Consider the following 14,689-nt stretch of genomic DNA (forward strand, 5'->3'; position numbering starts at 1 on the left):
CGGCAGGCTCTAGCATGGCGGCGCAAAAGAAAAAACCGCCGCGCCCTGGAGCGCGGCGGCAGGAGGCCCTGCATGGGAAGACTATCTAGTTGGCCGGCGCCCGCCGGCGGTATTCGGCGGCAAGGTAAAGCACGACCAGGGCGAAGACCGCGCCGATGCCCACCTGCAGCCAGTCGAATTTCTGCAGGAAATCGGTGACGAACAGCGCCGAGTTGAACGGCTCCTGTCCCTCGAACACCCGGTCGAGATGGGCCTCCGACACCGGCAGGGTCGAGCGATAGGTCAGGTAGTGCCAGGTATGGGTGTCGAACGGGTGGATGCCCCCCAAGGTCACCCATTCCAGCGCCGAAAGCACGGTTGGCAGCAGCAGCGCCAGTGGAATGGCCCAGCGCCCGACGGCGCTGCCCATCGCCCCGACCAGCGCCATATAGGGCAGGTACCAGAGCAGCCCGCAGACCAGCACCACGAGGAACACCCAGGCCATCTGCCCATAGATGCCGACAATGGTGCCGAGCAGTTCGGGCGTGCCGGGGCCGGCAATCGTCGCCGTCACATAGGTGACGCCGAAAAGGATCAACAGGCTGATCAGCGCCACGCCGAAGACCGAGCCGGGCAGGATGGTCAGCGCCGCCACGATCTTGCTCAGCAGCACCTTGAAGTCGGTGACAGGCATCGACTTCCAGAACAGCATGGCATTGTTGCGCTTGTCGGCGGCAAAGCCGTCGGCGCAGTAGAAGAACAGCACAAAGCCGAGATAGGCGAGCCAGCCGCCGGCCAGCCCGGCAAAGCCGGCCTCGAAGGCCCAGTTGGGCACGACGAAGGACAATTGCCCCGTCATGCGGGTGTCCAGCCTGTCGACGCTGAAAGCCAGCAGGGTCAGGGCGAAAACCACGACCACCAGCACCAGCGGCGCGATGAGAAACGCCCCGCGATGCTCGATGAACTCGCGGTGGACGAGCGCGAAGAATGCCTTCATCGGGCGGTCTCCGGATTGGCGGTGGGTCGCTGCATCAGCGCCACGAAGAGATCGGAAATGGTCGGCGTCGAGAGCCGGCCGAGCGGTTCGAGCTTGTCCCGCTCGACGCCGTCGAAAATGAAGACGGTCTGGCCGAAGCGGGTTTCCTCGTAGACCGGATTGAAGGCGCGCGCCGCGGCCTGGGCCTCGGGCTCGTTGGCAACGAGCTGGGTGAATTTTTCGCTCACCGTCTCCATCTGCATATGGAGGATCAACTCGCCATCGCGGATGAACATGATGTCGGAGAGCATGAACTCGATCTCGTCCACCTGGTGGGTGGTGATGATGAGGGTGCGCTCCTCGGTCATGTAGTCTTCCAGCAGGCGCCGGTAGAAGCGCTTGCGATAGGTGATGTCGAGCCCGAGCGTCGGTTCGTCGAGCACCAGCAGCTTGGCGTCGATGGCCATGACCACAGCCAGGTGCAACTGGGCGATCATGCCCTTGGACAGGGTGCGGATCTTCATCTCTGGCTTGATGTCTGTGCCTTCGAGGAATTGCCGCGCCTTGTCCGGCGAAAAGTTCGGATGGATATTGGTCAGCAGCGCAAAGAGCTCGCGCACCCTCAGGAACCGCGGCAGGCTTGCCACGTCCGAAATGAAGGCGACGTTTTCCATCAGCTTGGCGCGCTTGGCGAACGGGTCTTCGCCGAGGACCCGGATCGTGCCCTCATAGCTGGTGAGGCCCAGCATGGCATTGAGCGTCGTGGTCTTGCCCGCGCCATTGTGGCCGATCAGCCCATAGATGCGGCCCGGCGGAATGTCGAAGTCGAGGCTATGCAAAATCTGCTTGCGGCCGAACGATTTGCTGAGGCCGCGGGCCGAGACGATCGGTTCGCTCGAAACGGAAAGCTCGCTCATTTCATCTGCCCTTCCGGCTTACTGTCGGCACCGACCAGATCCTTGATGTCGAGGTCCAGCGCCTTGATCTGCGCCGCGATACGCGGCCAGTCTTCCCTCAGAAACTTGTCGCGCTCGTGGGCCAACAGCCCCGCCCGCGCTCCCGTTGTCACGAACATTCCCAGTCCCCTGCGTTTTTCTACCACACCGATATCGACCAGGGCTTCGAAGGCCTTGGTGACCGTCAGCGGATTGACTGAAAGATCTGCGGCGATCTGGCGGACCGAGGGCAGTGCATCGCCCTCTTCGACCTGACGCCTGAGGATCATTTCGATCAGCCGCTGCCGGATCTGCACGAAGATCGGCTGGCTGGTGTGAAAGTCATCCATGTGTCTTGCCTGTATAGTGTGTTACTAATCTAACACAGTATGACGAGGTGTCAATGGGGTTGTTTGAACCAGTCGCTAAGGCAAGCACCCGCTTCACGTCCCCCTTGAGGGGAGGGGGTGGCGGAGATTTTCCGAACGAGCTCGATGCGACACCCTCCCCTTGACGGGGAGGGTTGGGGAGGGGTGCTCACGGGCAGGTACCGGTGTGTGTACACCCCCTCCCAACCTCCCCCGTCAAGGGGGAGGTGCCGGGCCGGTGATTGCCGATGTCTGTGAGGCCTAAATCCCCAGCCGGTCTCGCAATTCGTACCACCACGAGCCCAGCGTCGAATATTGCGCGCGGAACATCCGGCCGCCGGGGAAGGGGATCCAGGGGAGTTTGGCGAAGGTATCGAAGCGGGTCATGTCGCCGCGCACCGCCTCCCCGAGGATGCGGCCGAAAAGATGCGTGCCGGTGACGCCATGGCCGCTGTCGCCATGGGCGAAATAGATGTTCTTGCCCAGCCGCCCCAATTGCGGGACGCGCGAGAAGGAGAGGGCGAAATTGCCGCTCCAGGCATAATCGATCTTCACGTCCTTGAGCTGCGGGAAGACCTTGTCGAGGTTCGGCCTGAGCTTGGCGATGACGTCGGCCGGGTCGGTGCCGCCATAAACGACGCCGCCGCCGAAGATCAGCCGGTGGTCGGCCGAAAGGCGGAAATAGTCGAGGATGTAGCGCACGTCCTCGACGCACATGTCCGTGGGCAGCAGCGACCTGGCCCGCCCTTCCCCCAGGGGCTCGGTGGCCATCATCTGGGTCGAAACCGGCATGATGCGGGCGGTGAGCTCGGGCACGACGTTGCCCAGATACGCATTGCCGCAGACGATGGCGGTTTTCGCCCGCACCGAGCCAGAGGCCGTGCGCACCGTGGCGCCGTTTGCATCCTGCTCCACCTTGATGACAGGGGAATGCTCGTAGATCACCCCGCCCAGGCTCTCGAGGGCGGCCGCCTCGCCCAGCGCCAGGTTGAGCGGATGCATGTGCCCGCCCGAATGGTCGATCATCCCGCCTTCATAGACATCCGAGCCGATATGCTGGCGGATCTGCGTCCGGTCGAGCAGTTCGTGGTCGTCCATGCCGTGCCGGCGCCACAGCGCCTGCTTGTCCCTCAACTCCTCCATGTGCTTGGGCGTGTAGGCGGCGTAGATATTGCCGCGCTTGAGGTCGCACTGGATTTTGTAGCGCTCGACCCGGTCATAGATGATGCCGGCGCCTTCCTGCAGCAGCGTCCCGAAAAAGGCTGCGGTTTCGGTGCCGTAGCGCCGCTCGATGGTCCCGAGGCTGGCATTGAGCCCGTTGACCACCTGGCCGCCATTGCGGCCTGAGGCCCCCCAGCCGACTTCGGCGGCCTCGACGACCACGACCTTGAAGCCATGTTCGGCAAGGCTGATCCCCGAGGACAGCCCGGAATAGCCGGCGCCGACGATGACGATGTCGGTCTCGATGTCCCCCGCAAGCGCCTTGGCCTGGCGGATGATGTTGCGCGAGGCCGCGTAATAGCTCGGTGGATAGGGCGAATTGGCATTCGGGGTTTCGGCCATCACACCACCTCGAGATAAGCGGAGAATTCCAGATCGCTGACCTGGGAGGCGAAGCCCGCATTTTCCTGGCGTTTGCAGGCGACGAACAGGGATTGGAGCGCGGGGTCGAAGATGCGCGACACCATGTCACCGTCTTCGAAGGCGTTGATGGCCGAAGCCCAGTCCGCCGGCAGCTTGGGCAGGCGTTCCGAATAGGCCCGCCCCTTGAACGGCTTGGGCGGCTTGACCTGGTCCTCGATGCCCACCAGGGCCGCGCCGAGGATGCCGGCCAGCACCAGGTAGGGGTTGGCGTCGGCCCCGGCGACGCGATGCTCGATGCGCCGCGCCTTGGGATTGCCGCCGGGAATACGCAGGGCCGTGGTGCGGTTTTCATAGCCCCAGGAAACGGCGCTGGGCGCATGCGTGTCGGGCCGGAGGCGCCGGTAGGAATTGAAATGTGGGGCAAACAACAGGGTGGTCTCGGCCATGCCTGCGAGCAGTCCCCCGACCGCGTGATGCATCACGTCGGAGCCGCTCTCGCTGCCGTCATCAAAGACATTGTTGCCGGCCGCGTCATTGAGGCTGAAATGCACATGGAAGCCATTGCCCGATCGGGCGCCATAGGGCTTGGCCATGAAGGTGGCGACCAGGTTGTGCTTGCGCGCCACGCCCTTGACGATGCGCTTGAACAGCACAGCATCGTCCGCCGCCTTGAGGCCGTTGGTGTGGAGGAGGTTGATCTCGAACTGCCCCACGCCGTTCTCGGCCACCGCCGTATCGGCCGGCACGTTCTGTTGCGCGCATTGCAGGTACACGTCGCGGAAGAACTCGCCGAAATCTTCGAGTTCGTCGAGCGACAGGATGGCGTCCGAATCGAGCCTCTTGCCGGTATAGGGCGAGATCGGCGGCTGCGCCGAATCCGCATTGGGATCGACGAGGTAAAATTCCAGCTCGGTCGCCACCACCGGTTCGAGCCCGTGTTCGGCATAGCGGCGCAACACATGGGCCAGGGCCTGGCGCGGGTCGCCGAGGAACGGCGTCTGCGCATCCTCGAACATCCAGAGCGGGATCATGGCGCTGGGGCGCGTGGTCCAGTTGATCGGCAGGGCACCGCGCCCGGTGGGGCTGCAGATGCCGTCGATGTCGCCGCTCTTGTAGACCATGGGATTGCCCACGATGTCCTCGCCCCATACGTCCACGCCGACAATGGACAGCGGCATGCGGATGCCGTTCTCGGCAACGCGCCGCGCCTGGTCGATGGGGATGCGCTTGCCACGCATGATGCCGTTGAGATCGCATACGGCCGTATGCAGCACTTCGATCTGGGGATTGTCCGCAAGCCAGGACACGATGTCTTCGTTTGCGATCGTTTCGGAACTCATGCCTGTCCGTCGCCCTTTTTCTGTGACATGACTTTAGCCTAGCAGGAGCGGGCGTGAAACGGGAAGGGGAGCGGCGCAAATGCCGGGAAAGTCTTCGCAATTGCGCCAGCACCGTCCGGTAATCGGCGTCATCGCCTGCGGCCGCGCGGTGGAAGGCGAGCCGGCCCAGGCGGTCAAGCACCGCTATCTAGAAGCGGTCGAGCGTTTCGCCGATTCCGTGCCGCTGATCGTCCCCACCAACCAGTCACCCGACAACGCAGCCGTCATCGTCGCCCATCTCGATGCCATTCTGCTTACCGGCAGCAATTCCAATATCGCCCCCCACCGCTATGGCTCGGACCTGCCCGGCATCGAGCCGCGCGACGATGGGCGCGACGATTTCGGTCAGGCGCTGATCCGCGCCGCCATCAAATCGGCAAAGCCCGCTTTTGGCATCTGCCGGGGTCTGCAGGAGATCAACGTGGCCATGGGCGGCACCCTCAAGGACCTGCGCGCCAGCATCGGTCCGGACGTTCATCACGCCCCTCCAGGAGCCAGTCTGGGTGAAACCTTCGGCTTCACCCATCCCATCGACGTGGTGCCCAACGGCACCCTTCACCGCTTCACGCTGTCCGATCGGCTGGTTGTGAACAGCGTTCACTATCAGGCGGTCGACCGCCTTGCCGAAAGCCTCGTGGCCAATGCCACCGGCCCTGAAGGGGTGGTCGAGGCCGTGGCCGCAAGCGCCACAGCCGCTCCGGTTTTTGCCGTGCAATGGCACCCCGAATGGCAGCCGCAGGACCGCCCGCACGACTTGGCTTTCTGGCATTATCTGGGAGAAGCGGCGCGCGCCACCTATATGCCGGCGCCGGGCGCGGAGACTGCAGCATGACCCGATTTTCGACCCGTCTCTTCATCAATGGCGACTTTGCCGAGGGCGAGGGAAAGGCGGAAACCGCATACGAACCGGCCCTCGGCAAGCCGCTGGCGGAAGTGCCCTCGGCCAGCCTTGCCCAGGTCGACCAGGCGGTGCAGGCTGCCAATGCCGCCTACAAGGACTGGTCGAAACGCGCCCCGCGCGAGCGCAGCGCCGCCCTTCTCGCCATCGCCAGCGCCATCGAGGCCAGGGCCGAAACCCTGGCCGCCATCGAGTCGAAAAATGCCGGCAAGCCGCTGCGATTCGCCCGCTCCGGCGAACTGGCCAATGTCGCCGACGTCTTCCGCTTCTACGGCACGGCGGTGCGCAACATGCCGGCCCCCGCCGCCGGCAACTATCGTGGCGCCGCCCGCACCAGCCTCGTGCGCCGCGACCCCATCGGCGTCATCGCCCAGATCGCGCCCTGGAACTATCCGCTCTTGATGGCCGCATGGAAGATTGCTCCGGCCATCGCCGCGGGCAATGCCGTGGTCATCAAGCCATCCGAACTGACGCCGCTGAGCCTTCTGGCGCTCAGCGAAATCTTCGCCGAAATCCTCCCCGCCGGCGTCGTCAATGTCGTCACCGGCAATGGTCCCGATATCGGCCATGCGCTGATTTCGCATGATCTCGTGCGCATGATTTCCCTGACCGGTGACGTCCGCACCGGCCGCGCCGTCCTGCAGGCCGCCGCCGGGCCGATGATCAAGCGCACCCATCTCGAACTGGGCGGCAAGGCGCCGGTCGTGGTCTGCGCCGATGCCGATCTGGACAAGCTGGTCGAGACGCTGCGCGAGGCCAGCTTCTACAATGCCGGGCAGGACTGCACCGCCGCCTGCCGTATCCTTGCCCATCGCGATGTGGTGCAGCCCCTGACGGACAAGCTCGAAACCATGATCGGCTCGCTGGCCTATGGCCAGCCCGAGCGCGACGATGTCGAGTTCGGGCCGGTCATCAGCGCTCGCCAGCAGGAGCGTGTCGACGGCTTTGTCAGCCGCGCCCGTTCGGCCGGTTACGAGGTGATGCAAGGCAGGGCGGCCGAACCGGACGGTTTCTTCTTCGCCCCGACACTGGTCTCAGCGCCCATCGAGGCCGAGATCGTGCAGAAGGAAGTGTTCGGACCCGTGCTGTCCATCACCCCCTTCGACGACAATAGCCAAGCCGTCGACTGGGCCAATGCCTCCGAATATGGCCTCGGCTCCTCTGTCTGGTCGCAAAAGACCGAAACGGCGATGGAGCTCGCCAATGCCCTCGAATACGGCGTCACCTGGATCAACACCCACGGCGTCATGGCTACCGAAATGCCCCATGGCGGCATGAAGAATTCCGGCTACGGCTCCGATCTCTCCATGCAATCCCTCATCGACTACACGCAGATCAGACACCTGATGTTGGGTTGAGTCCCGTTCGTGCGGACAGCCACGCCGCGCGACGTTTGCTTGGTTCATTGCACAAATCCGGCATGCCCGGACGAGGATTACGCAGTTCAGAAGCAACGGCTGCGCTGTCGAGCATCCGGCATTGAAGTTCCTGACAAGTTTTGGTCACTATCGGACAAACCTTTGCGAAGTACCGATTTTCACCAACAGGAATTGCTATGACCGATTACGACGCGCCGGCCACCGGCGTGCTTTCGATTGAACAGCGCGCCGCCCTCGACCTTGATGTGGCTTGGCTCTCTTACCGTACCGAGTTCCGCAAGCGCATGGTGCAACAGGGCTATCTCAAGCACTATTGGCGCAGCATCTTCGAGGCGGACATGATCTTCTGCCTTGCCGCGCAACGCTATATCGACGGCAGCCCCATTACGCTCAAGGAGCTCTCGACCTATTTCGAAGTGCTGGCGACGCCGGTTACGGTCAAGCGTCATATCGACGACATGGTGGCGGCAGGGACGCTGAAGCGCGTCACCGACGAGAGCGACCGCCGGCGGCAATTCCTGATCCCTACCGAGCGCCTGGCCGATATCGGCCGGCAATTCCTCCAAGCCCGCGTCGACCATGCCCTGGCTCAGGGTTTCGTCTTCGATCCCGAGCGTGCCGCGCAGATCCGCGCCCAAAAGGCCGCCGGCGGCCAATAGCGGAAAAACTGTAACTAATTCGATCTCCAGTCCCGCCGCGACGCCCGCTATAGGGTGAGGCGGGGCGCTTGAAGCGGCGCTCCGGGGCGCTGCGCTGATCATGCACGCCCGTCCCGCACGCGGACCGGCGGCTCTCATGCCGCCATCCGGTCGGGGCTTTTCATCACCTTTTTCAATGCACTGCCGGACGTCTGCGCGTCCGCCGCCGGTCGGGCTTTGCCTGCCGGTCGCGAACTGGAGTTTTGCCCTTGCCAACCCTGCCCTTCGGACAAGCCCCGCGCACCGCCCGTACCCGGCGCCGAGTCGCCCTCATGCTAGGGGTTTCCGCCATTGCCATCGTGCTGCTGACCCCGGTTCGTGCAGAAACCATCACCTATACCAATGGCGAAAACCGTAGCGCGGCGATCGTGCTGACCGAGGATTCGGAGCTTGTTGCCGGCTCGGGGGTCTATGCCACACAGTCCGGCACCATTTCCGGGGACTATGGCATCGCCATAACCGGCGGTGGCCGCCTGCGCCTGAGCGGCGCCAACAGTCATACCGGCGGCACGACCATTGATGGTGGCACTATCGAGATTGCGCACGAGTCTGCCTTTGGCACCGGCGCCGTCACCGTGAGCGACTTCACCTACACCTTTCTGGCCTATGGACGGGCCATGGCTTTCTCCAACGATCTGGTGCTGGTTGGCTCCAATTCTTTCCACGCCATCAACGACGCGACCTGGGCCGGTGATATCAGCGGCGCCACGGGCAATCTGACCTTCACCGCAGGCCATCTGGCTCTCTCCGGCGCCAACACTTATGGCGGCGGTACCCGCATCGGTCACGCCGGCTATGTCGCGCGTCTCTCCGCGCTCAGCGACCAGGCGCTAGGCACCGGCCGGCTGTCCTTCGGCGACGATGCGACACTCACCATGGGCGACGGGGTCACCATTGCGAACAACATGTTGCTGCACATGGTCGGCTCGCGCAACGTCATCAACTCGGCCGGTACGTCGACCCTTTCCGGCGCGATGACCGAATTCTCCGCCGGCGGCGGCGTCATCTACAATGGCGGCACCATTGTCCGCACCGGGCAAGACAGCCACAGCGGGGCAACTCGCATCACTGGCGGCGCAATGCTTGTTGCAGCGAACCCCGAAATTCTGTCCGATCAGTCCCTGGTCATCCTCGACAGTGGCGGCACCTTGCGCCTGCTGGAGAACCAGACCGTCGGAGGCCTCGGGCAATTCGCGGGCGATACCAGCGGCACGCTCGACCTCACCAATCGCCGCCTGACCGTCACCCGGTCCGACAACCGCACTTTTGGCGGCAGCATTGTCGGCACGAACAATTCCCGCCTCGAACTTGCCGGTCCTGGTCGCCTGACCCTGACCGGAGCCAATTCCGGCTGGGATGGCAATCTTGTCGCCACCGACGGACGCTTGGTCGTGGATGGGGATTTCGGCAGCGCCGACGCGATCATCAATGGCGCCGAAATCTCCGGTACCGGCCGCGTCGGTGGGCTCCGCCTCAACCAGGGCGCCACGCTGCACGGCGTCGCGGGCCAGACCTTCACCATGTCCGGGCTCTATATTTCGAGCGGTTCGGTGCTCTCCCTCAGCCTCGGCGCGGCGAACGTCCAGCCGCTCTTCCATGTCGAAGGGACCGTCGAGCTCGACGGCTATATCGACATCATCGATGCCGGTGGCTTCGGGCCGGGCGTCTATACGGTCCTCACCTATGGCGGCACCCTGTTCAATCAGGAGACCAATATCCGCGACCTGCCCGATGGCGTCGAACCCGAGGATGTGCAATTGCAGCTCCTCAACGGGCGCATCAACATCGTCTCCAGCGCCGGCGCCGACATCACCTTCTGGGACGGCGGCAACGCCGCCAACTGGAACAATGGCCGCATAGATGGCGGCGACGGCATCTGGGGCAGCGACGACACCTTCACCACGGCCGATGGTTCGGTCAACGGCCCGGTCGACCCCGATCCCGGCTTCGTCGTCTTCGGCGGCACGGCCGGCACGGTCGAGCTGGCCGATACCCGCGCGGTGGACGGCATGCAGTTCGTCACCGACGGCTACCGCATCGTCGGCAGCAATCTCGAGATTGCCAGTGGCGAGCGGATCTTCCGCGCCGGCGACGGCACCACCGCCGGAGCCGGCGTGACTGCCACCATCGACACCGGCATCGAAGGCGATGGGCGCCTGGTCAAATCCGATGCAGGCCGTCTGATCCTGGGCGCCGACAATACCTATTCCGGCGGCACCGAAGTGCGGGGCGGCATTCTCGACGTCACCGGCCGGATCGGCGATGTGCTGGTCGGCGCCGATGGCTATCTCACCGGCTCGGGCGATGTCGGCAACGCCCAGGTCGATGGCCGCATCGGCGCGAGCTTTGGCGAAACCCTTACCGTGGATGGCGATCTCGTCCTGAGCGAAAACGCCATATTCGAGCTGGCCGTCGATGCCCTGGGCAATAAGGGCGTCGTTTTTGTCGATGGCACGGCTGCGCTCGACGGGACTGTCAATCTCCTTGCTAGCGGCGGCGACTATGCCGACGCGACCTCCTACACCTTCCTCAGGGCCGAAGGGGGCGTCACCGGCAGCTTCGATGGCGTGATCGACAACCTCGCCTTCCTCAGCGCCGTGCTGGATTACGAGACGCACCGTGTCTCGCTGACTCTTGCGCGCAACAGCAACAGCTTTCCCGATGTCGCCGAAACGGCCAACCAGCGTGCCACCGCCGGGGCGGTAGAAGGCCTGGGCGCCGGCAATGCCGTCTACGACCGCGTTCTCACCTACGATGTCGCTGATGCGCGTAATGGCTTCGACCAGCTCTCCGGCGAAGTCCATGCGTCGAGCCAGGCGGCCCTCCTTGCCTCGGGGGGCGCGGTTTCCAGCACCATGTCCGGCCAGGTCGCCGCAGCGCTCGACAATCGCTCGACCAGCGGCGGGGTCAATCTCTGGAGCACGGTCGATGGCCAGTTCGCGACCCTTCGCGGCGACGGCAATGCCGCCGACACCCACTTCAGCGCCGGCAACATCTTCTTCGGCGGCGATGCTATCTTCAATGGCAACTGGGCCTTCGGCGCCATGGGCGGCTACAGCGCCACCGGCGTCTCGATCCCGGCGCGCTCCAGCACTGCCGATGCCGACAGCCTCTATGCCGGCATCTATGGCGGCGGCGAAATCGGCGATACGACGCTGAGCTTCGGCAGTGCCGTTGGCGTTCACCACACGGATACGACCCGCAGCGTCGATCTACCCGGCTTTACCCAGACCCTGACTGCCGGCCGCGCCGGCGCCACGAGCCAGACCTTTGCCGAAATCGGCCACAAGCTGCGTTTCGACAGTGGTCTTGTCATCGAGCCCTTTGCCAACCTGACCCATACCAGCCTCTTCAGCGGCACCTATGCAGAAAACGGCGGCGCCGCAGCGCTGACGGGCCGGGCCGCCTATGCCGGGCTCACCACGGTGACCCTGGGTCTGCGCGGTGAAACCAGCTTCGCGCTGGGCGAGGTCGAGGCCAGGGCCACAGGCATGGTCGGCTGGCGGCAGGCTTTTGGCGGCACCACCAGTGCCACCCATGCCTTCGGCACCGGCTCTGAATTCGCCGTCTCGGGGTCGACCGCCGGCCAGAGCGCCGCGCTGGTCTCGGCCGGGTTCGCCTTCGATCTCACCGACGCCGTCGAACTCGACTTCGGCTACGACGGCGAATTCGGTCCCGGCGTCACCAGCCACGGCCTCAAGGCTTCGCTGTCCGCCAAGTTCTGATCCCACGGCGCGGCGATCGCCGTCGCGCCCCTCCCTCAGCCATCGAGTTTTTCATGATTTTCGGCACTTACTGGGCCATTGCCCTCACCGCGACGCTCGGCGTCTTCTTCCTGGCCGACGGTTTCGTCAGCCTCATCGGCCCCAAGCCCATGCGGGTCGCCTTCGTGCGCTGGGGCTATCCGCGCTGGTGGCACCTGGTCAACGCCGCCGTCTGCCTCACCATCGGCGTGCTGCTGTTCATTCCGCCGCTGCGCCCGATTGCCCTGATCCTGGCCGCTCTCGAATGCCTCGCCATCTTCGCCACCATGATCCGCAACCGTCAGCCTGCCCACCTGCCGCCCAGCGTCATCCTCCTTGCGCTGGTCGCCCTGGCCGCCTGGGGCCTCTACGCACCGGCCTGACGGCTGGCTTCTCCGGAACCGCTGGATCTGCCGAAGAATTGCCGCCGGGCGTGTACGGGAGGTACGGGAGGCGTGCCCGGCGGCAAACTGGTCAGGCTATGGTAGCGAGGTCGGCAATGCGGACGTCGCGCCCTCCCTGTCGTGAACTCTGCACTGCGGCAAGGCCGGTCAGCACCGACATGGCGCCGGCCCGCGAGCCGGCGCGCTGACCCAGCGGATCCGGCGTCCCGGGCTTGAACAGCGCATCGCGCAGCCGGTCGTCGCCGCCGAAATGACCGCCGGAATAGTGCGGCACCCAGATGCGCTCGACGCCGCCAAAATTACGGATAACGAGGATTTCGTCGGCCGGCGGCTCGGTCCAGGGCTGGCGGTGGTACTGGCGGATTTCGAGCCGGCCATGCGTGCCGTTGATGGCCAGGTCATGCCCCTCGATCGGCATGTAGGTGTTGAGCGAATAGGTCGCCTGCACGCCGTTGGAAAAGCGCACCACGGCGCTCATCGTGTCGGGGATGTCGATGTCCTCGCGATAGACGCAGGCGTCGCGGACATAACCGTCGATATTGGAGGGATCCTCGTAGAGCGCGCTGAGATAGTCGTTCTTGGTGATGTCGAAGAAGAATTCGCATTCCCCGGCATGGGGACAACCCTTGCAGCGGGTGCTGCGGAAGGGGCCGGCCTTGCCGTATTTGCGCTGGCTGGCCAGCGCGCTGACCGAAACCGGGTCGGCATCGAGGAACCAGTTGAGCAGGTCGAAATGGTGCGTGGCCTTATGGACGAACAGGCCGCCCGACGATCCCTCATAGGCGTGCCAGCGGCGGAAATAGGCGGCCCCATGGGTGGTGTCCAGGAACCACTGGAAGTCGACCGAGGTGACGGTGCCGATAGCGCCCGAAAGGATCAGTTCCTTGATCCTGGCTGACAGCGGCGCAAAACGGTAGTTGAACGAAACGTCCACCCGTTTGCCACTGGCCTTTTCCGCGTCGAGGATGCGGTGGATCTTGTCGACCGTGGTGGTGAGTGGCTTTTCGCTGACGACATTGGCGCCGGCGGCCAGCGCCTTGACGATGATCTCGTCATGGTCGCTGTCGCGGGTGCAGACGATCACCGTGTCGGGCTGGTGGCGGGCCAGCATCTCGTCGAGATCGGCATAGATCGGCGCGGTCGAATTCATCATCTCTCGGGAGCGCTCGGCGCGCAGCGTGTTGAGATCGCAGATGCCGACCAGCTCCACATGGTCCGACCAGCCCTTGAGCAGTCCTTTGCCCCACATGCCGGTGCCGCGATGCCCCGTGCCGACAAGGGCATAGCGGTTCTTGAAGGTGGCATGTTTCATGGCGAGTCTTCCCTTTTTGAGATGCTCAGCGGGCCTGCTGGGCGTTCGGCGCCTGGATGCCGGAAGCGCGGTGCGCATCGGAAGCGGATGACCGCTTGACAGGCGCAATTCGTAATTATAATTATGAATAATGAATTCCAGCGTCAAGCGGATTGACCGCGTGCCAGAAGAGTGGAGACCAGAAGGTGCTGATCGTGGCGAGGAGACAGCAAAAAACGCTGCTGATGCCCGCGTCCGCCAATGGTACAGAACGTCTGGCCGCTTCGCGGCTCGAGCGCTGGGAATCAGGGAGTAGCGCATGCTGCCGACGCGTGTGGTCAGGAAGTCTCTTCACAACGAACTTGTGGAGATCCTGCGCGAAATGATCATCGAAGGTTCAATCGCCACTGGCCGGCGGATTCCCGAACTCGACCTCTGCGAGCAACTGGGGATTTCCCGCACGCCGCTGCGTGAAGCGCTGAAAGTGCTGGCCAGCGAGGGGCTGGTCGAGCTGATGCCCAATCGCGGCGCCATGGTCGTCGAACTCGACGTCGCCGATGTCGAGGAAATCTTTCCGGTCGTCGGCGTGCTGGAATCGCTGGCCGGCGAACTGGTTTGCGCCCGCGCCAGCGATGCGGACATTGCCGGGCTCGAACAATTGCACGCCGAAATGGCGGCACGCTTCGCCGCCTCGGACATGAGCGGCTATCTCAAGGCCAGCCAGGCCTTTCACGACGCGATCCTGGACAATTCGGGCAATACCGCCCTCGTGGCCAGCTATCGCAACCAGACCCAGCGCCTGCGCCGTGTCACCAGCGCGACGCCGATGTCGCAAGCGCGCTGGGAAGCGTCCATGCGCGAGCATGACGGCATTCTGGCCGCGCTCAAGGCCCGCGACGCGTCGCTATTGGGCGATCTGCTGCGCCAGCATCTCGAAGGCCGCGGCCGCGCCGTGATCGCCGCCCTGCGCGAGCGGGCAACCGAAAAAGGCGCCGAAAAGCGCGACACCACATCAGCGCTTGCCAGACACTGAGCAGGCCGAAGGAAAGACTGAA

Annotated in this window: 12 protein-coding genes; 6 read left to right on the top strand and 6 right to left on the bottom strand. The window is 64.3% G+C overall.

Annotation, left to right across the window (positions count from 1 at the left end; translation table 11 throughout):
* Positions 1-85: 85 nt before the first annotated feature.
* The 5 genes from JEQ47_RS13935 to JEQ47_RS13955 form a co-directional block, all read right to left on the bottom strand.
* On the bottom strand, positions 86-976 hold the full coding sequence (locus JEQ47_RS13935) for a hypothetical protein (protein ID WP_198877046.1): 891 nt from the start codon (positions 974-976) through the stop codon (positions 86-88).
* Positions 973-1,872, bottom strand: a complete 900-nt coding sequence (locus JEQ47_RS13940; RefSeq protein ID WP_198877047.1) for an ABC transporter ATP-binding protein — start codon at positions 1,870-1,872, stop codon at positions 973-975. The genes JEQ47_RS13935 and JEQ47_RS13940 overlap by 4 nt, the downstream gene beginning before the upstream one ends.
* Positions 1,869-2,240 (bottom strand): GntR family transcriptional regulator, encoded by a 372-nt coding sequence (locus JEQ47_RS13945; RefSeq protein ID WP_198877048.1) that lies wholly within the window; start codon positions 2,238-2,240, stop codon positions 1,869-1,871. Before JEQ47_RS13945 ends, JEQ47_RS13940 begins: the two co-directional genes overlap by 4 nt.
* A 279-nt stretch (positions 2,241-2,519) precedes the next feature.
* The gene (locus tag JEQ47_RS13950) at positions 2,520-3,821 is read right to left on the bottom strand and encodes an NAD(P)/FAD-dependent oxidoreductase (RefSeq protein WP_198877049.1); all 1,302 of its coding nucleotides are present in this window, start codon (positions 3,819-3,821) and stop codon (positions 2,520-2,522) included.
* Positions 3,821-5,182 carry a glutamine synthetase family protein gene (locus JEQ47_RS13955; RefSeq protein WP_198877050.1) on the bottom strand — a complete coding sequence of 454 codons (1,362 nt, stop codon included), beginning with the start codon at positions 5,180-5,182 and terminating at the stop codon, positions 3,821-3,823. Before JEQ47_RS13955 ends, JEQ47_RS13950 begins: the two co-directional genes overlap by 1 nt.
* A gap of 79 nt (positions 5,183-5,261) precedes the next feature.
* On the opposite strand from JEQ47_RS13955, the gene JEQ47_RS13960 reads away from it, so the two are divergent.
* The 5 genes from JEQ47_RS13960 to JEQ47_RS13980 all read left to right on the top strand — a co-directional run bounded on the left by JEQ47_RS13960 (position 5,262) and on the right by JEQ47_RS13980 (position 12,322).
* Positions 5,262-6,053: a gamma-glutamyl-gamma-aminobutyrate hydrolase family protein gene (locus JEQ47_RS13960; RefSeq protein WP_198877051.1), complete on the top strand. Its 792-nt coding sequence runs from the start codon at positions 5,262-5,264 to the stop codon at positions 6,051-6,053.
* Positions 6,050-7,477 (top strand): aminobutyraldehyde dehydrogenase, encoded by a 1,428-nt coding sequence (locus JEQ47_RS13965; RefSeq protein ID WP_198877052.1) that lies wholly within the window; start codon positions 6,050-6,052, stop codon positions 7,475-7,477. The genes JEQ47_RS13960 and JEQ47_RS13965 overlap by 4 nt, the downstream gene beginning before the upstream one ends.
* 197 nt (positions 7,478-7,674) lie before the next feature.
* On the top strand, positions 7,675-8,157 hold the full coding sequence (locus JEQ47_RS13970) for a winged helix DNA-binding protein (protein ID WP_198877053.1): 483 nt from the start codon (positions 7,675-7,677) through the stop codon (positions 8,155-8,157).
* A gap of 311 nt (positions 8,158-8,468) precedes the next feature.
* On the top strand, positions 8,469-11,921 hold the full coding sequence (locus tag JEQ47_RS13975; RefSeq protein WP_198877054.1) for an autotransporter domain-containing protein: 3,453 nt from the start codon (positions 8,469-8,471) through the stop codon (positions 11,919-11,921).
* 53 nt (positions 11,922-11,974) lie between these two features.
* Positions 11,975-12,322: a DoxX family protein gene (locus JEQ47_RS13980; RefSeq protein WP_198877055.1), complete on the top strand. Its 348-nt coding sequence runs from the start codon at positions 11,975-11,977 to the stop codon at positions 12,320-12,322.
* Between the two features lie 91 nt (positions 12,323-12,413).
* Here JEQ47_RS13980 and JEQ47_RS13985 read toward each other — a convergent pair whose 3' ends face one another.
* Positions 12,414-13,655, bottom strand: coding sequence for a Gfo/Idh/MocA family protein (locus JEQ47_RS13985; protein WP_198877056.1), 1,242 nt, complete (start codon positions 13,653-13,655; stop codon positions 12,414-12,416).
* A gap of 298 nt (positions 13,656-13,953) precedes the next feature.
* On the opposite strand from JEQ47_RS13985, the gene JEQ47_RS13990 reads away from it, so the two are divergent.
* Entirely contained in the window at positions 13,954-14,667 is a 714-nt protein-coding gene (locus tag JEQ47_RS13990) for a GntR family transcriptional regulator (protein WP_198877057.1), read from the top strand.
* The last annotated feature ends 22 nt before the right edge of the window (positions 14,668-14,689 follow it).

It is taken from the genome of Devosia sediminis, assembly GCF_016411825.1.
Lineage (GTDB): Bacteria > Pseudomonadota > Alphaproteobacteria > Rhizobiales > Devosiaceae > Devosia > Devosia sediminis.